25 protein-coding genes and 2 tRNA genes are annotated in these 25,128 nt (G+C 63.5%); 14 read left to right on the top strand and 13 right to left on the bottom strand.

Annotated elements, in window-relative coordinates; translation table 11 throughout:
- Positions 1-146 precede the first annotated feature (146 nt).
- The gene (locus JC616_RS18045; RefSeq protein ID WP_227104639.1) at positions 147-422 is read right to left on the bottom strand and encodes a hypothetical protein; all 276 of its coding nucleotides are present in this window, start codon (positions 420-422) and stop codon (positions 147-149) included.
- Between the two features lie 448 nt (positions 423-870).
- On the opposite strand from JC616_RS18045, the gene JC616_RS18040 reads away from it, so the two are divergent.
- The gene (locus JC616_RS18040) at positions 871-1,338 is read left to right on the top strand and encodes a GNAT family N-acetyltransferase (protein WP_227104637.1); all 468 of its coding nucleotides are present in this window, start codon (positions 871-873) and stop codon (positions 1,336-1,338) included.
- 95 nt (positions 1,339-1,433) lie between these two features.
- Here the strand turns inward: JC616_RS18040 and JC616_RS18035 are convergent, their stop codons facing one another.
- From JC616_RS18035 to JC616_RS17995, 9 genes are all read right to left on the bottom strand, one after another.
- On the bottom strand, positions 1,434-1,805 hold the full coding sequence (locus tag JC616_RS18035; protein WP_227104636.1) for a hypothetical protein: 372 nt from the start codon (positions 1,803-1,805) through the stop codon (positions 1,434-1,436).
- Positions 1,806-1,923: 118 nt separating this feature from the next.
- Positions 1,924-2,013 (bottom strand) — tRNA-Ser (locus tag JC616_RS18030).
- 114 nt (positions 2,014-2,127) lie between these two features.
- Positions 2,128-3,360, bottom strand: a complete 1,233-nt coding sequence (locus JC616_RS18025; protein ID WP_107800317.1) for a dicarboxylate/amino acid:cation symporter — start codon at positions 3,358-3,360, stop codon at positions 2,128-2,130.
- Between the two features lie 354 nt (positions 3,361-3,714).
- The gene (locus JC616_RS18020) at positions 3,715-3,993 is read right to left on the bottom strand and encodes a barstar family protein (protein ID WP_107800316.1); all 279 of its coding nucleotides are present in this window, start codon (positions 3,991-3,993) and stop codon (positions 3,715-3,717) included.
- Positions 3,984-4,436 (bottom strand): ribonuclease domain-containing protein, encoded by a 453-nt coding sequence (locus tag JC616_RS18015; RefSeq protein ID WP_227104634.1) that lies wholly within the window; start codon positions 4,434-4,436, stop codon positions 3,984-3,986. The genes JC616_RS18020 and JC616_RS18015 overlap by 10 nt, the downstream gene beginning before the upstream one ends.
- On the bottom strand, positions 4,433-5,215 hold the full coding sequence (gene murI / locus JC616_RS18010) for a glutamate racemase (RefSeq protein WP_227104632.1): 783 nt from the start codon (positions 5,213-5,215) through the stop codon (positions 4,433-4,435). The genes JC616_RS18015 and murI overlap by 4 nt, the downstream gene beginning before the upstream one ends.
- 10 nt (positions 5,216-5,225) lie before the next feature.
- Positions 5,226-6,317, bottom strand: coding sequence for an iron-sulfur cluster carrier protein ApbC (apbC, locus tag JC616_RS18005; protein ID WP_227104630.1), 1,092 nt, complete (start codon positions 6,315-6,317; stop codon positions 5,226-5,228).
- 149 nt (positions 6,318-6,466) lie between these two features.
- Positions 6,467-7,804, bottom strand: coding sequence for a CoA-disulfide reductase (locus JC616_RS18000; protein WP_227104628.1), 1,338 nt, complete (start codon positions 7,802-7,804; stop codon positions 6,467-6,469).
- 143 nt (positions 7,805-7,947) lie between these two features.
- The gene (locus tag JC616_RS17995; protein WP_227104626.1) at positions 7,948-9,342 is read right to left on the bottom strand and encodes an L-cystine transporter; all 1,395 of its coding nucleotides are present in this window, start codon (positions 9,340-9,342) and stop codon (positions 7,948-7,950) included.
- A 576-nt stretch (positions 9,343-9,918) separates the two neighbouring features.
- On the opposite strand from JC616_RS17995, the gene JC616_RS17990 reads away from it, so the two are divergent.
- The 6 genes from JC616_RS17990 (at position 9,919) to JC616_RS17965 (ending at position 16,281) form a co-directional block, all read left to right on the top strand.
- Positions 9,919-11,181: an MFS transporter gene (locus JC616_RS17990; RefSeq protein WP_107800310.1), complete on the top strand. Its 1,263-nt coding sequence runs from the start codon at positions 9,919-9,921 to the stop codon at positions 11,179-11,181.
- A 151-nt stretch (positions 11,182-11,332) separates the two neighbouring features.
- On the top strand, positions 11,333-13,393 hold the full coding sequence (metG, locus tag JC616_RS17985) for a methionine--tRNA ligase (protein ID WP_227104624.1): 2,061 nt from the start codon (positions 11,333-11,335) through the stop codon (positions 13,391-13,393).
- 255 nt (positions 13,394-13,648) lie between these two features.
- Complete coding sequence (locus tag JC616_RS17980; protein ID WP_019103612.1) at positions 13,649-13,834, top strand: hypothetical protein; 186 nt, start codon at positions 13,649-13,651, stop codon at positions 13,832-13,834.
- 174 nt (positions 13,835-14,008) lie between these two features.
- Positions 14,009-14,635, top strand: coding sequence for a VC0807 family protein (locus tag JC616_RS17975; protein ID WP_227104622.1), 627 nt, complete (start codon positions 14,009-14,011; stop codon positions 14,633-14,635).
- A 425-nt stretch (positions 14,636-15,060) separates the two neighbouring features.
- Positions 15,061-15,137: transfer RNA gene (locus tag JC616_RS17970), tRNA-Met, on the top strand.
- A gap of 148 nt (positions 15,138-15,285) precedes the next feature.
- A complete protein-coding gene (locus JC616_RS17965; protein WP_227104620.1) occupies positions 15,286-16,281 on the top strand; it encodes a 2-hydroxyacid dehydrogenase in 996 nt (331 codons plus the stop codon).
- A gap of 254 nt (positions 16,282-16,535) precedes the next feature.
- Here the strand turns inward: JC616_RS17965 and yaaA are convergent, their stop codons facing one another.
- Positions 16,536-17,309 carry a peroxide stress protein YaaA gene (gene yaaA, locus JC616_RS17960; RefSeq protein WP_227104618.1) on the bottom strand — a complete coding sequence of 258 codons (774 nt, stop codon included), beginning with the start codon at positions 17,307-17,309 and terminating at the stop codon, positions 16,536-16,538.
- Between the two features lie 135 nt (positions 17,310-17,444).
- On the opposite strand from yaaA, the gene dtd reads away from it, so the two are divergent.
- Both dtd and JC616_RS17950 read left to right on the top strand, forming a co-directional pair.
- Positions 17,445-17,897 (top strand): D-aminoacyl-tRNA deacylase, encoded by a 453-nt coding sequence (dtd, locus tag JC616_RS17955; protein WP_107798428.1) that lies wholly within the window; start codon positions 17,445-17,447, stop codon positions 17,895-17,897.
- A gap of 3 nt (positions 17,898-17,900) precedes the next feature.
- A complete protein-coding gene (locus JC616_RS17950) occupies positions 17,901-18,980 on the top strand; it encodes an FUSC family protein (protein WP_107798429.1) in 1,080 nt (359 codons plus the stop codon).
- Between the two features lie 57 nt (positions 18,981-19,037).
- Here the strand turns inward: JC616_RS17950 and JC616_RS17945 are convergent, their stop codons facing one another.
- Both JC616_RS17945 and gloB read right to left on the bottom strand, forming a co-directional pair.
- A complete protein-coding gene (locus JC616_RS17945) occupies positions 19,038-20,843 on the bottom strand; it encodes a LysM peptidoglycan-binding domain-containing protein (protein WP_227104616.1) in 1,806 nt (601 codons plus the stop codon).
- Positions 20,844-21,169: 326 nt separating this feature from the next.
- Entirely contained in the window at positions 21,170-21,934 is a 765-nt protein-coding gene (gloB, locus tag JC616_RS17940; protein WP_227104614.1) for a hydroxyacylglutathione hydrolase, read from the bottom strand.
- 13 nt (positions 21,935-21,947) lie between these two features.
- Between gloB and JC616_RS17935 the strand changes: the two genes are divergently transcribed.
- From JC616_RS17935 to ispF, 5 genes are all read left to right on the top strand, one after another.
- Complete coding sequence (locus JC616_RS17935; RefSeq protein WP_107798432.1) at positions 21,948-22,673, top strand: class I SAM-dependent methyltransferase; 726 nt, start codon at positions 21,948-21,950, stop codon at positions 22,671-22,673.
- Positions 22,674-22,719: 46 nt separating this feature from the next.
- On the top strand, positions 22,720-23,163 hold the full coding sequence (gene rnhA, locus JC616_RS17930) for a ribonuclease HI (RefSeq protein WP_227104612.1): 444 nt from the start codon (positions 22,720-22,722) through the stop codon (positions 23,161-23,163).
- 70 nt (positions 23,164-23,233) lie between these two features.
- The gene (gene dnaQ, locus JC616_RS17925; RefSeq protein ID WP_227104610.1) at positions 23,234-23,953 is read left to right on the top strand and encodes a DNA polymerase III subunit epsilon; all 720 of its coding nucleotides are present in this window, start codon (positions 23,234-23,236) and stop codon (positions 23,951-23,953) included.
- A complete protein-coding gene (gene ispD / locus JC616_RS17920) occupies positions 23,950-24,633 on the top strand; it encodes a 2-C-methyl-D-erythritol 4-phosphate cytidylyltransferase (protein ID WP_107798434.1) in 684 nt (227 codons plus the stop codon). Before dnaQ ends, ispD begins: the two co-directional genes overlap by 4 nt.
- Before the next feature lies 1 nt (position 24,634).
- Entirely contained in the window at positions 24,635-25,111 is a 477-nt protein-coding gene (gene ispF / locus JC616_RS17915; RefSeq protein WP_107798435.1) for a 2-C-methyl-D-erythritol 2,4-cyclodiphosphate synthase, read from the top strand.
- Positions 25,112-25,128: the final 17 nt, after the last annotated feature.

Genomic DNA, 25,128 nt, shown 5'->3' with positions numbered 1-25,128 from the left:
CGCGCAGCCCATTCCAAAGACAGTATTAACATTGAAACGGCGCGTTTCCGGACGTGGCCTTACGCGCGCGCTGCCGCGGGGTCAGTCCTGCGCGGGCACTTTCAAGGCCGCGCCTGCAGCGCGTCCAGGCCGTGTTGCAAGCACTGCTACGCCGGCGCCAGCGTCAGATGCAGCACATTGCAGGGGCAGGGTTGTTCCTTGGCCTGCTCCAGCAGCGCCAATACCGCGCGCAGGCTTTCGTGTCCCTTGCGCAGGTCGCGTATGGCGCTGCGCAGACTTTGTTCGCGGGCGTACAGCCGGCTTTCCAGCCGTTTCAGCGAGGCCGGCGCCACGCTGTTGAACGGGCGCAATTCGGAGAGCAGCGTATTCAGGGGAAGAGAGGGAGACAGCAGGGCGCGATAGCGCCGGGTTTGGTGCGTCATCGGAAGGCTCCTATGGCTGGGCCTGCCTTCGCTGCTACGCGGGTACGGCAGGCGAATGACGAGGGTAGCAGACCGGCCATAGCTCCGGCAGGCGCACGAATGCGCCTCCCCGCCAGCGCCTGCCTTTGATAAGGCGGGGACTATGGCGAGGCTATGGCTTTATGAGCTGCTACACCCAAATACCGCGGAATGAGGCGGCACGCGGCGATTGTTACTGATTGGGGATGGAGGGTCAAGCCAGCGGCTGTTGGTGGCTTGGATGGATCTGGGTTAGGGTCTGGCTTGTTTGCCGAATGGGATTTGTAGGGAGCGACGCATGGCTGGGTAGGAGGCTCTGGGGTCGGTGTCTGGATGGAGCTCAGCGGTCTCGCTCGCCTTGATCTTGGCTTGGTCGGGAGAGGAATGGCCAAGACGAACAGGGAGTGGATGATTGTCAGGAGGTGGCGTGATGGAAGCTAGGGAGAGCAATCGCCTTGACGGGATACTGTTGGCGCCGGTGAGCGCCGGGGACTTTGAGGCCTTGGCCCAGATGCGCATCGCCGCGATGCGTGTCAGCCTGGAGCGTGTCGGGCGTTTTGATCCTGTTCGTGCCCTAGAGCGCTTACGTGTCGGATTTGAGCCAGAGGATACCTTTTTTATTGTCGGTGCTGAACAGCGGCTGGGTTTTGTCGTTTTTCAGGAGCGAGAGGGAGAGATGCACTTGGACCATCTCTATGTGCTGCCCGAGCATCAGGGTAAAGGAGTCGGTGCCTTGGTGCTGCGATGGGTGCTGGAGCGCGCTGCCTCGCTACGTTTGGCGGTACGTGTCACGGCCTTGCGCGATAGTGAGGCCAATTGTTTCTATCAGCGTCATGGTTTTGTCTTGATGAGCCAGGAGCCGTTCGATAACCATTACTGTTTGCCAGGGCCAGGTTAGGTGGGGAAGGCTGGCCTCGTTCAAGATTCGCCGTCTTATCGGCGGCAAGTAGGCTTCAGAGCGTGCGCGCTCAAAAGGGCTATCACTGTAGTGATTCAAACTCCGGTCTCTCCAGAGCCGTCTTGTCTGGTGCCGGTGGATGGGGCCGTACTGAAGTAGCGCCGCCAGAAAGCTTCGCGGCAGGTGCTGTTGAAGCTGATATGGCCGGGCTGGATGGCGTCGCCGGACGGCTGGCGGACGACTTCGTAACGAATCCAGCACTCGGCGCAGGCGGCCTCGGCCGGGTAATCGTCCTGTTCCGTCGTCCGCTGGATCATTGCGCCATCGTCGAAAACATAGGTGGACTGTTCCGCGACTACCGTATAACCCTGATCCGTCCAACGGTTCCGGCTTGAGCCGTCCAGGCGCGCGCGGCGCGGGGAGGGCGCGTTCAGGATGGCGTTGACGTAGTTGACCAGATGATTCATGCGGCTGCGGCTTGGACAGGTGCGGAAGGCTGTAATGGTAGGCGCAAACGGGGAGGGGGAGAAGCGGAAGAACAAAACAAAAAAGCCCTTGATTTCTCAAGGGCTCAATTGCTTGGTCTGGCGGAGAGGGAGGGATTCGAACCCTCGGTACGCTCGCACGTACGCCTGATTTCGAGTCAGGTACATTCGACCACTCTGCCACCTCTCCGACTCAGAGTGGGGCATTCTATTGGGCAAGGGATTACCTGTCAATAGCCTTGTCGCAGCTAGCCATAAAAAACGCCGCCCGGAGGGGCGGCGCGTTCAACGGAGCAGACCATGCTCAGTGTTTTTTCAGCTCGCCTTCCCACTTGGCCACCACCGCGGTGGCGATGGAGTTGCCCACCACATTGGTGGCGGAGCGGCCCATGTCCAGGAAGTGGTCGATGCCCAGCAAGAGCAGCAGGCCGGCTTCCGGAATGTTGAACTGGGCCAGGGTGGCGGCGATCACCACCAGCGAGGCGCGCGGCACGCCGGCCATGCCCTTGGAGGTGAGCATCAGGATCAGCAGCATGGAGATTTCCTGCGCCAGCGTCAGATCGATGCCGTAAGCCTGGGCGATGAAGATGACGGCGAAAGTGCAGTACATCATCGAGCCGTCCAGGTTGAAGGAGTAGCCCATCGGCAGCACGAAGCTGGCGATCTTGTTGGAGCAGCCGAAGCGCTCCAGCTGTTCCAGGGTCTTGGGGTAGGCGGCTTCGGAACTGGCGGTGGTGAAGGACAGCAGCAGCGGTTCGCGCATCATGCCCATCAGCTTGAGCACGCGCGGGCCGATGAACATCGCGCCGGCCAGGATCAGCAGGCCCCACAGGATGCCGATGGACAGGTAGAACTCCGCCATGAACTTGCCGTAGGTGGCGAGGATGCTCAGGCCTTCTTTGGCCACGGTGGCGGCGATGGCGCCGAACACGGCCAGCGGCGCGAACAGCATCACGTAGCTGGTCACTTTCAGCATCACGTGGGCCACCACGTCAATGGTGTCGATCAGCAGCTTGGCGCGGTCGCCCAAAGCGGCCATCGCGCAGCCGAAGAACACCGAGAACACCACGATCTGCAGAATCTCATTGGTGGCCATCGCTTCAAACACGCTCTTGGGAATGGCGTGGGTGACGAAGTCCTTCACCGACAGCGCGCCGGCTTGGATGCCGCTGGTGGCGTGGGTGTCCGGCAGCGGCAGGTTGAGCGCCAAGCCCGGCTTGAGCAGGTTGACCATGATCAGGCCCAGGGTCAGGGACATCAAGGACGCGCTGATGAACCAGAGCATGGTCTTGCCGCCGATGCGGCCCACGGTCTTGGCGTCGCCCATCTTGGCGATGCCAACGATCAGGGTGGACACCACCAAGGGCGCGATGATCATCTTGATCAGGCGCAGGAAGATGTCGGTCAGGATGGAGATATTGCTGGCGAAGGCTTTGATGTCGGCTTCGCTGGCGGCGTTCTCGCGATAGAGATAGCCGGTGATGATGCCCAGCACCAGGCCGATGAGGATCAGCCCTGTGAGTTTTTTCGACTGCATTGAGAAGTTCCTACCTGTATTTGAGAGCGTTTTGATAACAACACGGCAAGTTCGCAATGAAACAATGCCGGCGCCGGTCCGGTGGAGGGAGCAGCCGCTTCGTGTGTGTCAAGGTTGCCGATGTAGTGGCCTGCCTACGTTATTGTTGTTTGATTTTATTGGCATTGCTGCCAGTTGTAGGACAGTTGTTGACCTATTTAGGGGTGGGATTATAGTGAATTAGCGAACGCTTGTCTTTGTTGTATTTCGAGTCTTGAATTTCGCAGCGGAGTGTGTGTTGCGGAAACGAATGATGATGAACTTGCCATCGGGATGAAGGGCCGCCCCGGCGCCTTGCGGCGGCGGCCCGGTGTTTCAGTGGTGGATGTCCAGCGTGACGTCGCCGCGTTCCTCGGCCACGGTTTCCAGAATTTCCAGAATGGTGGCGTAAAGGTCCACGCCCAGCGCCTTGCGCGCTTCCTCGGTTTCGCGCCAGACGATCTCGAAGGGGCCCGTCACGTCTTTGGCCAGGCTGTCGTACAGCGCGTCCAGATTGCGGCCGAAGTGGGCCGGCAGGAGCAACTGGCGGCTCAGCTCGTCAAACAGCTGGTCCAGGCTCTTGATGTGGTGCAGTTCGCAAACTTTCACTGGCATGGTGGCACCTCGATGAAGCGGTTGTAGTGGTCTACGGTGACGAAACGCTGGCCGGAACCGGAGAACACGATGCGGTAAGCGCCGCGCTTGCCCCCTTTATAGTTCAGATCGGCTTCCTGCCATTGCCCCTTGGGCAGACGTTTTTCGTAATTGCCGAAACGGTCGCCGCCTATGGATTTGCCGTTGAGGCCGGGCACGCCCCACAGGCTGCGGCCGGGCTGCCAGCCGGCGTTCTTGGCCTGGCGCTTGTTGATGAATTGCGGCGGCAGCTGGCCGTTCTTGCCCAACTGGCTCAGCACCGCGCTCAGCTCGTTCTGGTTGAGCTTGTTGCCGGCTTGCTGATTGACTTGGACCGCCACCAGCGAGCATTGCGGCAAGGCCCAGGCGGCGGGGGCGGCGATCAGACAGGCCAGCGCCAACAGGCGCGATAGACGTGGAATCATTGGGCTTGCTCCAGAGGCAGGGATTCAACCGGGTGGTCGGCGCCTATCAGCAGCGGCAGGATGCGGCGCATGCCGGCGCTGTCGGCGTCGGTGGTGATGAAGCGGTAGGCCGGGGCGACGGCGGGCGCGGCGTCCGGCAGCAAGGAGGCCACGCGCCGGGCGATGGCCTCGGCCGGGTCGTACAAGGCGATGCCGTCGCCGGTCAGTTCGCGGATCAGCGGCTCCAGAAACGGGTAATGGGTGCAGCCCAGCGCGATGTGGTCGATGCGCTCGTCAAGTAGCGGCCGCACTACGGCCGCCACCAGTTCGCGCGTGCGCGGGCTGTCCAGCTCGCCGGCCTCCACTTGCTCCACCCAGCCCGTGCCCACGCGGCGCAGCACTTCAACGTGGCCGGCGTGGGTGTCCAGCAGTTTGCGCACCCGCTCGCTTTGCAGCGTGGCCTGGGTGGCCAGCACGGCGATGCGGCCGGTGCGGCTCATGGCCGCCGCCGGCTTGATCGCCGGCTCTATGCCCACCAGCGGGATGGAAAGCTCGCGGCGCATGGCGGCGATGCCGGCGGTGGTGGCGGTGTTGCAGGCCACCACCAGCAGGGTGGCGCCTTGTTCTTGCAGATAGCGGCCCATTCTGACGCTGCGCTCGGCGATGTCGCTGTGGCTGCGTTGGCCGTAGGGGCAGTAGGCCTGATCGGCCAGATAGGTGATGCCCCTGCCGGGCAGCGCGGCGCGCACGGCCTTCCATACCGAAAGGCCGCCGAGGCCGGAGTCGAACATCGCGATCATGATGCGTTTGTCAGTTGTTCTGGATGACGATCTTAGGGAATTTGCCGGAGAAGTCCTGGGCTTTCTCGCCCACCTTCACCGCCACTTTGCGGGCGATGGCCTTGTACAGTTCCGCCACCTTACCGTCCGGGTCGGCCGCCACCGTGGGGGTGCCGCCGTCCGCCGCCAGGCGGATGCCCATGTCCAGCGGCAGGGAGCCCAGCACGTCCACGCCGAAGTCCGCCGCCATCCGCGCCGCGCCGCCTTCGCCGAAGATGTGTTCGGCGTGGCCGCAGTGGGAGCAGACGTGGATGGCCATGTTCTCCACCATGCCCAGGATGGGGATGCCCACTTTCTGGAACATGGTGACGCCCTTGCGCGCGTCCAGCAGCGCGATGTCTTGCGGAGTGGTGACGATGACGGCGCCGGTGACCGGCACTTTTTGAGACAGCGTCAGCTGGATGTCGCCGGTGCCCGGCGGCATGTCGATTACCAGATAGTCCAGATTGTCCCAGCGGGTGTCGTTGAGCAGCTGTTGCAGCGCCTGGCTGACCATGGGGCCGCGCCAGACCATGGCCTGGTCCGCGTCCACCAGATAGCCGATGGACATGGTCTGCACGCCGTGGCTTTCCAGCGGCTTAAGGCTTTTGCCGTCCGGGGTTTCCGGACGCTGGCCCTGCAAGCCCATCATCAGCGGCTGGGACGGGCCGTAGATGTCGGCGTCCAGGATGCCGACGCGCGCGCCTTCCGCGGACAGCGCCAGCGCCAGGTTGGCCGCGGTGGTGGATTTGCCCACCCCGCCTTTGCCGGAGGCGACGGCGATCACGTTCTTGACGCCGGAGAGCAGCGGCACGCCGCGCTGGGCGGAGTGGCTGGTGATCAGGCTGCCCACGCGCACGCTGAGTTTGCGTTGCTCGGTCAGCGGCGCCAGCGCGGCTTCAAAGCGCAGGCGAACCGGTTCGTGCTGGCTGTTGGCCGGATAGGCCAACACCACGTCCAGCGACAGTTCGGCGTCGCTGATCTTGATGTTTTTCACCGCCTTGGCGGCGACGAAGGGTTTGCCGGTGTTGTCGTCGATCAGGCTGGACACGGCTTCCAGCACTTGAGCATCGCTGAGTGACATGCTGTTTTCGGTTCCCGGTGAGGACTGGAAAAGGCGGGTGAGCTTGGAGAGCATGGGAGGACATCCGTTGAATCTTTGGCTGTCCGGCAGTTTACCCCAACTTGCCCGCGCTGGCATCGGCGCGGGCGGGCGGGGGCTGCCGGCCTGGCTTATTTGACCACGTTGCCGGCGACGTTGAGCACGTCCCAGGTGCGGGCGAAGGGCGGCGCGTAGCAGAAGTCCATCATGCCCAGTTCGCGTGCGCTGACGCCCTTGGCGATGGCCACCGCCAGCGCATCCAGCCGGTGCACCACATCGCCATTGCGGCCTATCATCTGCGCGCCCAGCAGCCGCCGGCTGCCGGTTTCGTAGCAGAGTTTGACGTGGACTTCCGCCTGGCCCGGCACGTAGTTGGTGTGGTTCTTGTCTTTGACCAGCACGCTTTGGCAATCAAATCCGGCGGCGCGCGCCTGGGCTTCGGACAGGCCGGTGCGCGCGGCGTCCAGCGACAGCACCCGCACCGCGGCGGAGCCCAGGGTGCCCGGATAGGCCTGGCGGCCGCCGGCCAGGTTCTCGCCCACCAGCCGGCCCAGCTTGTTGGCCCCGGTGGCCAGCGCCACGTAGACCGGTTGGCCGGTCAGCTGATGCGGCGCGGCGGCGCAGTCGCCGGCGGCGTAGATGTCCGGCAGGCTGGTTTCGCCGTAGGCGTTGACCACGATGGCGCCGTTGCCCAGGCGCTGCAGGCCGGCGTCGGCGGCGAAGGCGGTGTTGGGGCGTATGCCTATGCTCAGCACCACCAGATCGGCCGGGTATTCGCCGCGTTCGGTGAGCACGCTTTGCACCGCGCCGTCGCCGCGCAGCGCGGTGACGGCCTCGGACAGGTGCAAGGCCACGCCGTGTTCGCGCAACTCCTGCTCCATCAGGTCGGTGATTTCAGCGTCGAAGGCATCCGGCATCACCCGTTCCGCCAGCTGGATCAGCCGCACGCGCTTGCCCAGGCGGACCATGGCTTCGGCCAACTCCAGGCCGATGAAGCCGGCGCCGATGATGGCGACTTCGCGCACTTCCTTGCGGGCTGCGGCCGCGCGCAGCGCCAGGCCGTCTTCCATCACCCGTAGCGTATGCACGCCCGGCAAGTCCAGGCCCGGCAGCGGCGGGCGGATTTCGCTGGCGCCGGTGGCGATCATCAGCTTGTCGTAAGCGGCGTCGAAGGCTTCGCCGTCCGCCAGCCGGCGCACGCGCACCCGTTTGGAGGCGGGGTCTATGCTCAGCGCCTGGTGGCCGGTGTGCACGCGGATATTGCGCTTGGCGAAGTCTTCCACGCTGAATTCGGCCATATAGCCGGGCTCATCGAACTCGCCGCCGACGAAGTAGGGCAGGCCGCAAGCGCCGAAGGAAATGACCTCGGACATCTCGTAGACGTCGATTTCGGCTTGAGGCGCGCTGCGGCGCGCCTTGGCCGCCGCGCTCATGCCGGCGGCTTCGCCGCCGATGATGACGATTTTCATAGTGTGTTCCCGTCCGGGTTGTTGCTGTGCCGCATTGTGGGGCAGTTGGCGGCTTTAATGGAAAAACCGCCTAGTATGCTGGATTTACAGGTTGTAAATAGGCATTCCCAGGCGGTTTTCAAGGCGGAGTCTCGCGCAGCTTGTTAAGCCATTTCTTCGTCCAGATTGATCTCGCGGTCGCTATTGAACACCTGCATATCGGTCTGGCCCAGCAGGCGGCTGGTCACGGTGCCGGCGGTGATGGAGCCGCTGACATTGAGCGCGGTGCGGCCCATGTCGATCAAGGGCTCGATCGAGATCAGCAGGCCGGCCAGCGCCACCGGGAAGTCCAGCGCGGACAGCACGATCAGCGCGGCGAAGGTGGCGCCGCCGCCAACGCCGGCCACGCCGAAGGAACTGATGGTGATGATGGCGATTAGCGGCACGATGAAGTGCAGATCCATCGGATTGACGCCCACGGTGGGGGCGATCATCACCGCCAGCATGGCCGGGTAGATGCCGGCGCAGCCGTTCTGACCGATGGTGGCGCCAAAGGAGGCCGCGAAGTTGGCGATGCCGTCCGGAATGCCCAGCAGCTTGTTCTGAGTGGCCACGTTCATCGGGATGGAGCCGGCGCTGGTGCGCGAGGTGAAGGCGAAGGTCAGCACCGGGATCACTTTTTTAGTCCAGCGCAGCGGATTGACGCCGGCCAGGCCCACCAGCAGCAGGTGCACGGCGAACATCAGCAGCATCGCGCCGTAGGAAGCCAGCACGAAGTTGATCAGGTTGACGATGTCGGCCCAGCTGGAACCGGACACCACCTTGGTCATCAGCGCGAATACGCCGTAAGGGGTCAGGCGCAGCACCAGGGTCACCATCCGCATCACGATGGCCTGGGCCACGGCGATGAAATGGCTGAAGCTGGCGAACAGCTCGGGTTTTTTGCGGGCGATGCCGGTGGCGGACAGGCCGATCAGCACCGAGAAAATCACCACCGCGATGGTGGAGGTCTTGCGCGCGCCGGTCATGTCCAGGAAGGGGTTGGCCGGCAGGAAGTCCAGCACCAGCTTGCTGAAGGACAAGTCCTCCACCGTGCTCAGGTTCTTCACCAGCGATTCGCCGCGCGCCACCTCGGCGGCGCCGGCGGTCAGGCCCTCGGCGTTGAGGCCGAACAGATTGGCCATCAGAATGCCGGCGCCGGCGGCGAGCATGGTGGTGAACAAGAGCACGCCCAGGGTGGCGGCGCTGATCTTGCCCAGCGAGGAGCCGCCTTCCAGCTTCAACAGCGCGGCGATGATGGACACCATGATCAGCGGGATTACGATCATCTGCAGCAGCTTGACGTAGCCGGAGCCGATGATTTCGCACAGTTCCAGGCAGGCGGCCAGCGCCGGCGAGCCGGGTTGGGCCAGCCATTGCAGCGCGGCGCCGAAGGCGACGCCCAGCGCCAGGCCGGTGAAGACCCGCTTGGTGAAGGAGACGTGAGTGCGTTGCTGCTGCCACAGCAGCGCCAACAAGGCCAGCGTGACGGCTAGCGTGGCGATGACGGTCAAGGTCATGGGAAACCCCTTAATCTATTGGTTTTGTCGTCAGGTTCCGCTGGCCGCCCGGGCCGGCTTGGCGTCAAAGCGCAGGGGCGGGTTTTGGGGTGGGGCGGCGAGCTGGGCTCAGCGTAGCGACGGCGCGGCGTCGGCATTTTGAGCGAGGTCAGACGAGCTTGGAATCCTGATAAAAAAGCTTCGCCCGGCGGGGCGCCGCTGGCGGGAGCCCGCGCGGCCGCGCCGGGGGAATACGGCGAAAAGCGGCGATTTTACCGATATTCCCCGCGCTTTACTCATATTAATAAGCATAAGCTTATTGATTGTTTTTCTATCAATCGCGCCGTGGCGCCGAGCCGGAGCGATCGACGATGGCTGGGCCGGCGCCTGCGCGCTCGTCTCGTCTTTGCTTGGCGGGGTGTGGGGTGTTTGGGTTGCAAATTGCTGTTTTTATTGTGTTTGTGGCAAAAATTGCTTTGCGCGCCAGGCTTTCTGCAGGTACAATTGCGCCCCTTTTTCGCTTTATTTGGCCCTTGTCCGTCCGGCCGCATGGGCAAGCGCGCCGCTTGCCGGTCTCAGAAAGGCTGCATCTCCCTAATGTCCGCTCTACACGCAAAGCTTAGCCGTTCCAATCTATTGTTTCCGCTGGCCCTGGTTCTGTTCGAATTCGCCGTCTACATCTGCAACGACATGGTGCAGCCGGCCATGTTGGCGGTCACCCGGGAATTCCTGGTCGACGCCTCCTGGGTGCCGGCGTCCATGACCGCCTTCCTGCTGGGCGGCGCGCTGCTGTCCTGGCTGACCGGCCCTCTATCCGACCGCATCGGCCGCCGGCCGGTGCTGCTGTTCGGCGTCGCCTACTTCACCGTGACCTGCCTGGCCACCTATCTGGTGAACTCCATCGAGGCCTTCATCGCGCTGCGTCTGCTGCAGGGCATTGGCCTGTGCTTCATCAACGCCGTCGGTTATGCCGCGGTGCAGGAAGCCTTTGAAGAAAAAGCCGCGGTCAAGGTCACCGCCTTGATGGCCAATGTGGCGCTGATCGCGCCGCTGGCCGGCCCGCTGGCCGGCGCCGCGCTGATGGAACTGGCGCCGTGGCGCACCAGCTTCCTGCTGATCGCCGCGCTGTCCTTCCTGGCCTTGCTGGGCCTGATCTGGAAAATGCCGGAAACCACCCAGCCCAGCCACGAGAAACTGCCGCTGGCGCAGATGGGCCGCGATTATCTGAAAGTGTTCGGCAACGGCCGCTTCGTGCTGTCCGCGCTGTGCATCCCGCTGCTGGCGCTGCCGCTGATGGGCTGGATCGCCATGTCGCCGGTGCTGCTGGTGAATGATCTGCACATGAGCGCGCTGGAATACGGCCTGATGCAGCTGCCGGTGTTCGGCGGCCTGATCGCCGGCAATCTGGCGCTGGTGCTGGTGGCCGGCCGCTGGCCGCTGGGCCGTTCCGCGCTGATCGGCATGTGGCCCATCGTGATCGGCCTCAGCCTGATGCTGTCCGGCGTGCTGTTGTCCGCGCATCCGCAATACTTCATGGTGGCCGGCATGACGCTGATGGCTTTCGGCGAAGGCCTGGCGTTTGGCGTGCTCTACCGTTTCGCGCTGATGTCCTGCGACGCCGCCGGCAAGGGCACGGTGTCCGCCAGCATGAGCATGCTGTCCATGGCCGGCTACGCGCTGGGCGTGGAGCTGTTCCGCATCGCTTACCAGCAGGCCGGCATGCTCGGCTTCGCCTGCCTGTCGCTGGCCTTCTCGCTGGCCTATGTGCAGGTGGCGCGCCGCACCGTGCGCGGGGCCATGCTGGAGCGCGCGCAACAGGCCGAGGCCAAGCAGCCGGAACTGGCCAATCAGGCTTCCTGAGCCCGAACCCGGCCCCGCTGGCACAGCCCGGCCCGCATGCGCGGCCGGGCTTTGTCTTGATGGCCGCCGTTTCCCGGATATCCGTCGTGACCGCCGGGGGCGACTGCCTCTATAATCGATCGTTTCAGATCGCACCTTTGGAACAATCCTAATGAGCAAACGCAAGATTCTGGTGACCAGCGCACTGCCTTACGCCAACGCGGGGCTGCATCTGGGTCACATGCTGGAACAGATTCAGACCGATATCTGGGTGCGCTTCCAGAAGATGCGCGGCCACGAATGCTATTACGTCTGCGCCGACGACACCCACGGCGCCCCCATCATGCTGGCGGCGGAAAAACAGGGCATCACCCCGGAGCAGTTGGTGGACAGCGTGCGCGAACTGCACCTGGCGGATTCTCTGGGCTTCCTGATCGGCCACGACAACTACTACAGCACCAACAGCCCGGAGAACAAGGCGCTGGCGGAGCAGGTGTATCTGGCCTTGAAAGCCGACGACAAGATCGCCTGCCGCACCATCGAGCAGCTGTTCGACCCGGAAAAGCAGATGTTCCTGCCGGACCGCTTCGTCAAGGGCGAATGCCCCAAGTGCAGCGCCAAGGATCAATACGGCGACAACTGTGAAGTCTGCGGCGCCACTTACAACCCCACCGAACTGAAGAACCCGTACTCGGCGGTGTCCGGCGCCAAGCCGGTGCTGAAAACCTCCGAGCACTATTTCTTCCGTCTGGGCGAGTGCGCCGACTTCCTCAAGCAATGGACCGGCGGCAGCAGCGTGCGCGCCGACGGCGCGACCCAGCCGCATTTGCAGCCGGAATCGCTGAATAAGATGAACGAGTGGATTTCCGGCGGCCTGCAGGACTGGGACATCAGCCGCGACGCGCCGTACTTCGGCTTTGAAATCCCCGGCGCGCCGGGCAAGTACTTCTATGTGTGGCTGGACGCGCCCATCGGCTACATGGCCAGCTTCAAGAACCTGTGCGATCGCAGCGGCCTGAATTTCGACGAGTGGTTCGGCAAGGACAGCCGTACCGAGATGTACCACTTCATCGGCAAGGACATCCTGTACTTCCACGCGCTGTTCTGGCCGGCGATGCTGAACTACTCCGGCCTGCGCGCGCCCACCGGCGTGTTCGCCCACGGCTTCCTCACCGTGGACGGGCAGAAGATGTCCAAGTCGCGCGGCACCTTCATCCAGGCCAAGAGCTATCTGGATTGCGGGCTGAATCCGGAGTGGATGCGCTATTACATCGCCGCCAAACTGAACGGCCGCATCGAAGACATCGATCTGAACCTGAACGACTTCGTCGCGCGGGTGAATTCCGATCTGGTGGGCAAGTTCGTCAACATCGCCAGCCGCTCCGCCGGCTTCATCGCCAAGCGCTTTGACGGCATGCTGGCCAGCCAGGTTAGCGACGGCGACATCCTCGCCAAGCTGCAGGCCGCTGCCGATGAACTGGCCGCCGCCTTCGAGGCGCGCGAATACGCCAAGGCGCTGCGCGACGTGATGGCGCTGGCGGACGTGGTCAACGCCTACGTGGACGCCAACAAGCCGTGGGAACTGGCCAAGCAGGAAGGCCAGGACGCGCGCTTGCAGGAAGTCTGCACCGTGTTGATCAACGCCTTCCGCCTGCTCACCATTTACCTGAAGCCGGTGCTGCCCAAGCTGGCCGAAGGCGTGGAAGCCTTCCTCGACGTGGCGCCGCTCGCCTGGAGCGACGCCGCCAACCTGCTGCTGGGCAAGAAGATCCACGCCTACCAGCACCTGATGCAGCGCATCGACCCGGTGCTGATCGACAAACTGATAGAAGCGAACAAACAGAATATGCAAGCCACCGCAGACACCCCGGCCGCCGCTCAATACGAGCCGCTGGCCGAAACCATCAAGATCGACGACTTCGCCAAGCTGGACCTGCGCATCGGCAAGGTACTGGAGTGCAACTTCGTCGAAGGCTCGGACAAACTGCTGCAGTTCACCGTGGATATGGGCTTTGAGAAGCGCAACATCTTCTCCGGCATCCGCAAGGCTTATCAGGAGCCGGAAAAACTGGTGGGCCGCAATGTGGTGGTGGTGGCCAATCTGGCCGAGCGCAAGATGCGCTTCGGCGTGTCGCAGGGCATGATCGTCTGCGCTTCCGGCCAGGACGACAGCGAAGGCCTGTTCCTGCTGGACGCCGATCAAGGCGCCAAGCCGGGCATGCGCATAGGCTGAGCCGGTAGTTCCTAATCCTGACTGTTCTTTTTACTAGTTGGGTCCCGCGGCCCCTGCTGTCATATTGGCATGCAGGGGCCGCGTCATTTCGCGGCCCCGAAACCTTCACCGGGCTGTCATCTGAGGCTGTTACATTCACTGCAAGCCAAATGCGAAACATTCTCGTCCGGCTGGCGGAACTTTTGAAAATATGGTATGTCTCTAGATGAAATGAATTTTGAACAACCCAAAAAAAAGAAAAAGGAATGAACCATCATGAAAATTTCTCAACTGAAACCCGGCTACAAAATCCTTGAGCACAAGGACAGCGGCTCTACCATGCATTACGAAGTGGTCAGCATTCGACAGGTTGGCAAGATGTTTGAAGTGACTTTCAAGTCCGCCTTGGGCTTGGCCAGCGCCTTGTATCCCGCCAACGCCTTCATTCAGGCGGCCGCCTGATGCCACTCCCCTGCGTTTGTCCATTCCATTGCGCAGATTACAGATGAAGCCCCGCAAAACGCGGGGCTTTGTTTTTGGCCCGTCCTTTTTCCCCCCCTGCGAAAAACTCAAGTCAGGCAGTTGACGTTTCGATGCAAATTGTTCATGCTTTTTGCATTTGAAGGCGGAGGCGCCGTGCCGAAACGCGCAAAACTGATACTGGAAATCATCGTCAATTTCCTGCTGCCCTGGTTGTGCTACCGCTATGGCGAGCCGCGCTGGGGCGAAGCCGGGGCGCTGATGTTTTCCGCCTTGCCGCCGGTGCTGTGGAGCGTGATCGAGCTGTTGCGCTTCCGGCGCGTGGACGCTTTGAGCCTGCTGGTGTTGTTGGGCATAGGCTTGTCCTTGCTGGCCATGCTGCTGGGCGGCGACGCGCGCCTGCTGTTGCTGCGCGAGTCCCTGATCACCGGTTTGATCGGCTGCGGCTTTCTGCTGTCCTTGGCGCTGCGCCGGCCGCTGGTGTTCTATCTGGCGCGGGCGACCTTGGCGCGGGAGTCGGAGCAGGGGCGGGAGCGGTTCGAACAACTATGGCGCGCGGATGGCTTCAGGCGCGCCATCCAGCAAATGACGCTGTGGTGGGGCTTGGGTTTGAGCTTGGAGGCAGGCGGGCGCGCTTATCTGGCTTGGACCTGGCCGGTAGAGCGTTTTCTGCTGGTGGCGCCCTTCATCAGCTACGGCGTGATGGGCGGGCTGTGCCTGATGACCTTGCTGTATAGGCGGAAGATGCGCCGCGAAGCCGCCGTGGCCATGGCCGCGCTTTGAAGCGGATCGCGGGCGAATAGACAAAAAAAAGGGCCGCAAAAGCGGCCCTGAAGTTCCGTGATGAACACTTAGGAGGAAAGACACGGCTGCTTGTTTTGCGGCTTCGCTGGCAGTCGAAACCGCAGCGGCAATGTCTTCCAAAATGCACAAGATCGCGCCCGCATCGGCAGCGCCTGTTGGCAGACAGGCGGCTGACTTCTCGGGCCGCAATCGCTCGGGGAGAACGACTGCGCTGACCTTGAGTTCACTTTAGACGGTCTTTGTTGATCAGGTGTGTGGTAGTAAAGATCAACTGTTAACAAGTATGAATCGTCTTGGTGCGAACTTTCCCCGCATCAGAAATCTTTTTTCCCAAAACGCTTGACCAGAAAAACGGGGCGGGGTATAGTTCGCTCCTCTGCACGAAACACAGCAGACAGATCAGACGCGGGGTGGAGCAGTCTGGTAGCTCGTCGGGCTCATAACCCGAAGGTCGTAGGTTCAAATCCTGCCCCCGCAACCAAGTTAAAAAACCCGAAGCCAAACGGCTTCGGGTTTTTTGCATTTCCGTTCCCGCCCGTGAGGGCCGGAGTTGCTTGCACGCTAGGCTTTTAGTTGGGAGAAGAGCTGCTTTATAGTGGTCTCATCCATCCGCATTCAGGAGCCGCAGCATGCGCATTGCCGTTTTCGACGCCAAGAATTACGACCGCCACGCGCTGGAGGCCGCCAATCAAAGCCACCATCATCAATTGCAGTTTTTCGAACCGCGTCTGAACCTGGACACCGTGGGCCTGGTTCAGGACGTGGACGCGGTCTGCCCCTTCGTCAACGACAGGCTGGACGCGGCGGTGGTGGCCAAGCTGGCGGCGGCGGGGGTGAAGCTGGTGACTTTGCGCTGCGCCGGCTACAACGGCGTGGATCTGGCGGCCTGCCGCCGGCACGGCATCGCGGTGACCCGGGTGCCGGCCTATTCGCCGCACGCGGTGGCCGAGCACGCCTTCGCCTTGCTGCTGGCAGTGGTGCGCCGCATCCACAAATCCTATACCCGGGTGCGGGAGATGGATTTTTCCTTGGACGGACTGGTGGGTTTCGATTTGCACGGCAAGACCATGGGCGTGTTGGGCGCCGGCCGTATCGGCCAGGCCACGATGTCCATCGCACGCGGCTTTGGCATGCGGGTGCTGGCTTACGATCTGTATCCCAACGCCGAGCTGGCGGCGAGCCTGGGCTGCGAGTTCGTGTCCTTGGAGGAGGTCTGGCGGCAGGCGGACGTGATCAGCCTGCATCTGCCGCTGACGGCGGAGAGCCGGCATGTGGTCAATCGCGAGACGCTGGCGCGGATGAAGCCGGGCGCGGTCTTGATCAATACCAGCCGCGGCGGACTGATCGATACCGCCGCCTTGCTGGAGGCCTTGAAGGCCGGGCGCTTGTCCGGCGTGGGCCTGGACGTGTACGAGATGGAAGAGGGCGTGTTTTTCGAGAACCTGTCGGAAAGCGGGCTGCAGGACGATCAGCTGGCGCGGCTGCTGACTTTCCCCAATGTGCTGGTGACTTCGCACCAAGGCTTTCTGACGCGCGAGGCGCTGATGAATATCGCCGACACCACCTTGGGCAATGCCGGCGCTTTCGAGCGCGGAGAGGCGCTGGTCAACGCCGTATCCGCCTAGTTGGGGCTGCTAAGAAAACCGCGCAGAGAAGCTGAGCCAAGGCGCGCCGACGCAGGCAGTACAAGTCCTAGGACAAGAAGGCGCAACGCAGGATCAGCGATGCTGTTAGCGGGTCTTAGCGTCTGTTTACGATTTCGCGAGCCAGAGCGAGACAAGGCGTTGAGGCTGAGAAAGCGGAATGTACGGGGGTACATGAGCATTTCGAAGTGGTTTTCAACGCCGTATCGCTGAAGCGCAGCAGACTTTAGAGGTTCTTAGGGCAGGTCGCGGCGGAACACCCAGTTGAGTTCGTTGGAGGCCGCCGCATCGAAGGCGTAGCCGGCGCTGTCGAAGTGCTTGAGCTGCTCCGGCTGGCTGACCTGATGCAGCGCGGCCCAGCGCGCCATCATGCCGCGCGCGCGCTTGGCGTAGAAGCTGATGATTTTGTACTGGCCGTTCTTGCGGTCCTGGAACACCGGGGTGATCAGGCTGCCGTTGAGCTTGGCCGGCTTCACCGCCTTGAAGTATTCCTCCGAGGCCAAGTTCACCAGCACCGGGTCTTTTCTTTGCTCCAGCACCGCGTTCAGCGCGTGGGTGACGGTGTCGCCCCAGAACTCGTACAGGTTTTTGCCGCGCGGGTTGCTCAGGCGGGTGCCCATCTCCAGCCGGTAGGGCTGCATCAGGTCCAGCGGCCGCAGCGCGCCGTAGAGGCCGGACAGGATGCGCAAATGGTTTTGCAGATAGCTCATCTGCCCCGGCTCCAGGCTGGCGGCGTTCAGGCCTTCGTAGACGTCGCCCTTGAAGGCCAGCACCGCCTGTTTGGCGTTGGCCGGGCTGAACGGCGCTTGCCAGTCGTGGTAGCGACCCACGTTCAATTGGGCCAGCGCGTCGCTGATGCTCATCAGCTTGCCGATTTCCAGCGGGCTCTTGGCGCGCAGCACCTGAATCAGTTCGGCGCTGTGATGCAGAAAGTCCGGCTGGGTGTAGTGATCGGTGGCGGCGGGGGTGTCGAAGTCCAGCGTCTTGGCTGGGGAGATGACCATCAGCATGAGGCGAATCCTTATTGAGCAACCGTCATTGTACTGGACTGCGCCGGGCTTGGCCCGTCGTCGTGACCGGCGGCGCGCTTGGCTCTAGAATGCAGGCCGGGATTTGAATCTATGATGGTCTGGCAAGGAGAGGACATGCGGGTATTGGTGCAAAGGGCGAGGCAGGCGTCGGTGACGGTGGAAGGGCGCGTGACCGGGGAGATCGGTCCCGGCCTGCTGTTGCTGGTGGGCATTGAGGAGGAAGACGGGGCGGAGGATATCGCCTGGCTGACGCGCAAGCTCAGCCAACTGCGGATCTTCAACGACGAGGCCGGCGTGATGAACCGCTCGGTGCTGGATTGCGGCGGCGAGGTGTTGGCGGTCAGCCAGTTCACCTTGTTCGCCAGCACCAAGAAGGGCAATCGGCCGTCGTATTCGCGCGCGGCGCGGCCGGAGCGCTCCAGCCCCCTGTTCGATCAATTTGTCGCCTCGATGGCGCAGACCTTGGGCAAGCCGGTGCCCACCGGGGTGTTTGGCGCGGACATGCAGGTGGCGCTGGTCAACGATGGTCCGGTGACGATCTGGCTGGACAGCAAGACGATGGAGTGAGAGATGGAAGGCAGCCGCTGGCGCTCCTGGCGCATTCTGCTGACGCCGTATTATCTGAACCTGTACGCCCGGCAGGCGCATGTACTGCGGGTGGCCGCGGCGTTTTTGGTGGGTTTGGCCTTGAACCTGTTGTTCGAGATACCGCATGGCAGCTGGATGCTGGTGACCATTCTGATCGTGCTGGGCAGCGTGCCGCACTGGGGCGGGGTAAGGCGCAAGGCCTTGCAGCGCATGGGCGGCTCTTTGCTGGGGGCGGCGGCCGGCCTGGTGGCCATGGCCTTGTACCGCCATTCGCCGCTGTCCTGCTATCTGTGGATGACGGCGCTGGTGATGCTCAGCGCCTGGTTCGCGCTGGGCAAGGGCGAGTATCTGGCGCTGCTGGTGGGGCTGACCATGGTGATTGTCGCCGGCCTGGGCAACGAGCCGGTGGAGGCCGCGCTGTGGCGCGGCTTCAATGTGCTGGCCGGTTCCCTACTGGGCTTGGTGGCCGCGGGCCTGTTTCCTTTGCGGGCGATAGACAGCTGGCGTTTTTTGCTGGCGGATAATTTGCGCGAAGCGGCCACCCTGTACAGCAAGATCGCGCGGCGGCGCGAGGTGGACGCCGGCTTGGCGCTGGAGCGTTTCAACAGCCGCTTGATCCGCATGCGTGCCTTGGTGGCGGCGGCGGTGCAGGAGTCCGGCCTGCCCGCGGCGGGTTTCGACGCCATCCAGCGGCGTCAGCGCGCGCTGTGCAGCTTGCTGGACCGGATGGGCGAGGTGGCCCAGAACACGCCGGCCCTGAGCGACGGCGCCGAGCAGCGCCGCGCCATAGTGCGCACGCTGATGCGCGCCGCTCACGGCATGCGCTTCAATCAGCCGGCGATGTTGGCGGAGGTGCTGAGCGAGGCGGTCAGTCCGCTGGCGCTGGACAAGCCTTCGTATTGCCACTGGCTGACCGCGGAGTTCAATCTGGTCGCCGAGCATTTGCGCGAGGATTTGGCGCTGCTGCTGCCCAGCCTGATGCAGGTGCCGCCGCCCAGCCGCGGGGTGCTGCTGATGGTGTGGCACTGGCTGAGCAGCGCCAGCCAGGGGCGCAGCCGCTAGCGGCGGACATGAAAAAAAGCCAGGGCGAGCCCTGGCTTTTTTTTGCGGCCCAAGTCCTTACAGGCCCTGGATGCGCACTTTCTGGCCCGGCTGCAGCCGGGTCAACTGGCGGGAATCGTTCCAGCGCTGGATGTCGTTGTGATTGACGCCGAAGCGGCGGGCGATGCTGAACAGGGTGTCGCCGCGCTGCACCACGTATTCCGCCGGCACGCTGCCGGTGGCGCGCTGGTTGATCTGCAGGCCGCTGACTTTCAGCAAGGCGTCTTGCTGAGCCTGGCTGGCGCGGCTGTCCGCCAGCAGGGTCACGCTCTTGTCCAGGGTTTTGTTGACGTTGAGCACCTGGCCGACCAGAACGGTGTTGGAGTCCAGCTGATTGGCCGTTTTCAAATCGTCCAGACTAAGGTTGAAGCGACGGGCGACGCTGTACAGGGTGTCTCCCGCGGCCACGGTGTAATTGCCGTCGGCGTCGGCCGTGGCCGTTGTCGCGGCCGCCACGAGGACGGTTTTGGCCGGGGCCGGCGGGGCTTCCGGCGCTGCCGCCAGGGCGGGAGCGGGCTGGACGGCGGCCGGCGGCGTCTGAACCTGAGCGACGGGGGTGGCTTGCGGGACGGCTTGGGCCGAGGCGACCATCACCGCCGGCGCGGCGCGCGGCGTTTCCGCCTGCGCCAACAGGGTGGCGCTGTCGCCGCTTTCCGGCAAGGCGGTGTCGGTGGCGTCCAGCGGACGGATGTCGCGCTGATCCTTGCTCATCGCCACCAGCACCGGCTGGCCGGCCTTGAGCGAGCTGCTGCTCAGATTGTTGGCGCTCATCAATTGGCCGGCGCTCATGCCGTGCTCGCTGGCGATCAGGCTGACGTTGGCGTCCGCGGGCGGAGTGTAGACTTCCCAAGTGAGCAGCGGCTTGTCCCACTTGGCCAGATTGGCCTGGAACTTGTCGGCCTTGGCCGCCGGGATCAGCATCTGGCGGCCGTTTTTGTGCGCGTATACCGGCAGGTTGAAAGCCGGGTTCAGTTCTTTGAATTCCCCGATGGACACGCCGGCCAGCTTGGCGGCGATGTCGATATTCATGTGCTTGCCGGTGGAAACCGCGACGAAATAAGGCTTGTTGGGAAATTTGTCCAGGCGCACGCCGAACTTGGCCGGATCGTTGAGGATGTTGCGCACCGCCAGCAACTTGGGCGCGTAGTTGCGCGTCTCGTTGGGCATGCGGATGTTTTCGTACGTCACTTCCTGACCGCTGGCCTGCAGCCGGGCGATGGCGCGGGAGACGTTGCCCTCGCCCCAGTTATAGGCGGCCAAGGCGATATTCCAGTCGCCAAACTGTCCGTACAGGTTTTCCAGGTAGTCCAGCGCGGCGCGGGTGGCTTCCATCACGTCGCGGCGGCCGTCGTACCACCAGGTCTGTTCCAGACCGTAGTGGCGGCCGGTGGCCGGCATGAATTGCCACAGGCCGGAGGCGCCGACATGGGATTTCGCGGTGGGAACGAAGGCGCTTTCCACCAGCGGCAGCAGCGCCAGTTCGGTGGGCATGCCGCGGCGCTCCACCTCGTTCATGATGTGAAACAGATATTTTCTACTGCGGTCCAGCGTGCGGCGGAAGTATTCCGGCTTGCTGGCATAAAAGCGTTCCTGGCGGCGCACGATGTCGGCGTTCACTTCCGGCAGTTGGAAGCCTTCGCGCGCGCGCTCCCAGACATTGTCGCCGTTGCGAAGCAGGCTGGAGTTCAGCAGCATCATGTCCAGGCCGGAGGCCAGGCCCTCGTCCACGCCGACGGATTGGCGAAACGCCCCGTCCGCGTGCGCGGCGGAGGCAAATAAAAAAGCAAATGACAGCGAAAGTGCCAACGGGGTGAAGCGATTCATTTGGCGGGCCCGGAATTCTGATTTCGGCTGATGCTAAACAGCCAACATAGGGGTGTCAACCAAAAAACCAAATAACTTCATGTGCTTTGCTGACATATAGGCCATGCAGACTGTCCTGCGCCAGTTATTTTTAACAGTGGCGCTCAGGATTCAGTTCCTTGTCATGGTTTGAGGGGCCGTTCGCGGTAGGCCGCGCGTAGGCGATACGGCCTTGAAAACCGTTTTGAAATACGAATGGACCGCGACGCGCCTTCCGTTTTTCCCGTCGTTTTCCCTGCCGTTTTCGCCGTGTTTCGCCTTGGCTCGCAAGATTGTGAACAAATCCCTCAGAAGCGATTTTTCCACTCGCGCAGCGCGGAAAAGACCTCGACAACATCATTAAGCGGCTGGCCGCTCCAGTGCGCGGCGGACTGGCGCACCGCCGGTTCATGCGCGCGCAGAAAGGGATTGCTGGCGCGTTCCAGGCTGATGGTGGAGGGCAGGGTGGGCAGGTTCTGCTCGCGCAGCTTCAGGTCTCGGCTCATGCGGATGGCCAGCACCGGGTTGCCCGGCTCCACCGTCAGCGCGAAGCGCAGATTGGCCAAGGTGTATTCATGGGCCGGATAGACCTTGGTGGCGTCCGGCAGCGCGGCCAGCTTGGCCAGCGAATCGTGCATTTGCCGCGGCGTGCCTTCGAACAGCCGGCCACAGCCGGCGCCGAACAGGGTGTCGCCGCAAAACAGCGCGTCGTCGATCACATAGGCCAGGTGGTTCAGCGTGTGGCCCGGAACTTCCAGCACCGCGGCCGCGCCGAAGGAGAGCTCGACGCGGGCGCCGTCCATCACCGGGCGGGAGACCGAGGCGATGTCGGCCGGGCCGTAGACGGCGGCGTCCGGCCAGCGCGCGGACAGCTCGGCCACGCCGCCGATGTGGTCGGCGTGGTGATGGGTGATCAGGATGGCTTCCAGTTGCAGTCCTTCCCGTTCCAGGAAGGCGGCCACCGGCGCGGCTTCGCCCGGGTCGACCACGACAGCGCGGCCGCTGTGATGCAAAACCCAGATATAATTGTCACTGAAGGCCCCTACCGGGCTGACGGTGTGTTTGGCTGGCATAAGGCTTCTCTCGATGAAGAATTCGTTTAGCGACTGGCTGAGCTCCAGCGAATTGGGCTGTTATCTGCTGGAGCGCGAGCAGGCTTATTTCGACCGCGCCGTCGCCGACGTGTTCGGCTTTCATGCGGTGCAGCTGGGTTTGCCGGAAGTCGATTTCCTGCGCGCCAACCGCATTCCCTGGCAGTGCCGCGTTTCGGACTCCGGACCGGCGCAGATTCTGTGCGCTCCGGAGCAACTGCCGTTCGAAAGCCGCAGCCTGGACCTGCTGGTGATGCCGCATGTGCTGGATTTTACCACCGTGCCGCATCAGGTACTGCGCGAAGCCGAGCGCGTGCTGATGCCGGAGGGCCGCCTGATCCTCACCGGCTTCAATCCGGTGTCGCTGTGGGGCGTGCGCCGACTGGTCCAAGGGCGCGAGAACGCGCCGTGGAGCGGCAACTTCCTGTCGCTGGTGCGCATCAAGGACTGGCTGACCCTGCTGGAGCTGGAGCCCGCGAGCGGAGGCTTCATGGGCTACGCGCCGCCGTTCTCCCGCTGCGACTGGGTGCAGCGTTTCCGCTTCATGGAGCGGGCCGGGGACCGCTGGTGGCCGCTGGCCGCCGGCGTGTACGGCATCGAGGCGATCAAGCGCCAGCGCGGGATGCGCTTGATCCTGCCCAATTGGAAGCAGGGCAAGGCCAAGGCCGGCCTGGCGGTGGCCGCCGGCAACGAGCGCCATCACAGCCACCGGGAACCATGAAACAACACAGCAAGCGGGGCGCGAGCCCCGGCAATGACGAGACAGCATGACGACTGAAGACAAGGTAGAGATATATACCGACGGCGCCTGCAAGGGCAATCCGGGACCGGGCGGCTGGGGCGCTTTGCTGCGCTTCAAGGGCAAGGAAAAGGAAGTGTGCGGCGGCGAGGCCAACACCACCAATAACCGCATGGAGTTGCTGGCGGTGATCAAGGGCCTGGCCACCTTGAACCGGCCGTGTCAGGTGGTGGTGTACACCGACTCCCAATACGTGCAAAAAGGCATTTCCGAATGGATCCACGGCTGGAAGGCGCGCGGCTGGAAGACCGCGGCCAAGGAGCCGGTGAAGAACGCCGATCTGTGGCAGCAACTGGACGCCGAACGCAACCGCCATCTGCATGTGGAGTGGCGCTGGGTCAAAGGCCACGCCGGCCATGAGTTCAACGAAAGGGCCGATCAGCTGGCCAACCGCGGCGTAGAGCTGGCCTGAGCCGGCCGCGCCCGCCCTTCTTCTGGAGTCAGAGCGACGCCGCCGCCGGCGGCCGTCGCCAGGATAGCGCATGAGACAAATCATTCTCGATACCGAAACCACCGGTCTCGAACACGCCCAAGGCCATCGCATCATCGAATTCGCCGGCCTGGAAATGATCAACCGCAAGCTGACCGGCAAGCATCTGCATCTTTACATCCACCCGGAGCGAGACATCGATCCGGACGCCCAGCGCGTGCACGGCATCTCGCTGGAGTTCCTGGAAGGCAAGCCCAAGTTCCGCGAGGTGGCCGAGGAAATGGCCGACTTCCTGCGCGACGCGGAACTGATCATCCACAATGCGCCGTTTGACGTCGGCTTCCTCAACGCCGAATTCGAAAGAGTGGGCCTGCCGTCGATCAAAAACCTGTGCGCCAATGTGATTGACACCCTGCGCGAGGCGCGCGACCAGTTCCCCGGCAAGCGCAACAGCCTGGACGCCTTGTGCGACCGGTTCGAGATCGACCGCTCCAACCGCACCTTGCACGGCGCGCTGGTGGACTGCGAGCTGCTGTCCGAAGTCTATCTGTGGATGACCCGCGGCCAGGAAAGCCTGGTGATGGACATCGACGTCGATCTGCCCGGCGGCCAGCACGGCGCGATGGATTTCGAGCGCAAGCCGCTGATCGTCAAGCGCGCCAACGAGCGGGAGCTGGCCGATCATCAAAGTTATTTGAACGATCTGGACAAGTCGGTGAAGGGCAGCTGCCTGTGGCGCAGCCTGGAGACGCCTGCCGGAGAGGGCGCGTGAGCCGCTATCTGGCCTTGGTGCCGGCCGCCGGCCACGGCAGCCGCTTCGGCGCGCCCAGCCCCAAGCAATACCTGCAATTGAACGGCAGGCCGCTGATGTGGCACACCCTGCAGGCGTTGGCCGCGGTGCCCGCCGTGGAGACGGTGGCGGTGGTGATCTCTCCTTGCGACGAGTGGTTCGACGATTTCGACTGGGACATCCCCAAGCTGCAAGTGTTGCGCGCGGGCGGCGTCAGCCGCGCCGAGAGCGTGCGCAACGGCCTGGAGGCGCTGGACTGCGCCGACGACGACTGGGTGCTGGTGCACGACGCCGCGCGCTGCTGTCTGACCGCGGACGCGGTGGAGCGGCTGCTGGCCGAGGTGGGCGACGATCCGGTGGGCGGCCTGCTGGCCCTGCCGGTGCCGGACACCGTCAAGCGCGCCGACGCCGAACAGCGCGTGGCGGTCACCGTTTCCCGCGCCGGCCTGTGGCTGGCGCAAACTCCGCAGATGTTCCGCCGCGGCAAATTGCGGGAAGCGCTGCAAGGCGGCGATCTGGCGGATGTGACCGACGAAGCCTCCGCCATTGAGCGCTGCGGCGGCAAGCCGCGGCTGGTGGAGGGCGACGCCCAGAATTTCAAAGTGACTTATCCGCGCGATCTGGCCTTGGCGCGCGCGGTGCTGGCGGCAAGAAAGGATTGATATGTTTCGAGTTGGACAGGGCTACGACGTGCATCAGATGGTGGCCGGCCGGCCGTTGATCCTGGGCGGCGTGCGCATTCCGCACGATAAGGGCCTGTTGGGCCACTCCGACGCCGACGCCTTGCTGCACGCGATTACCGACGCCTTGCTGGGCGCGGCGGCGCTGGGCGACATCGGCCGCCATTTTCCGGACACCGATCCCGAATTCAAAGGCGCGGACAGCCGCGCGCTGCTGCGCGAAGCGGCCAAGCGCGTGCGCGCCGCCGGCTGGCGCCCGGTGAACGTGGACAGCACGCTGATCGCGCAGCAGCCCAAGCTGGCTCCGTATATCGACGCGATGCGCGCGGCCATCGCCGAAGACCTGGGCCTGGAGATCGGCGCGGTCAACGTCAAGGGCAAGACCAATGAAAAGCTCGGCTATCTGGGCCGCTGCGAGGCGATAGAGGCGCAAGCCGCCTGCCTGCTGATGCCCGTGTAAAACCGCGCCGAGATTCG

The organism is Chromobacterium rhizoryzae (assembly GCF_020544465.1).
Classification (GTDB): domain Bacteria; phylum Pseudomonadota; class Gammaproteobacteria; order Burkholderiales; family Chromobacteriaceae; genus Chromobacterium.
The sequence above is the reverse complement of the archived record's forward strand: the minus strand, read 5'-3'. Positions and strand labels throughout refer to the sequence as shown.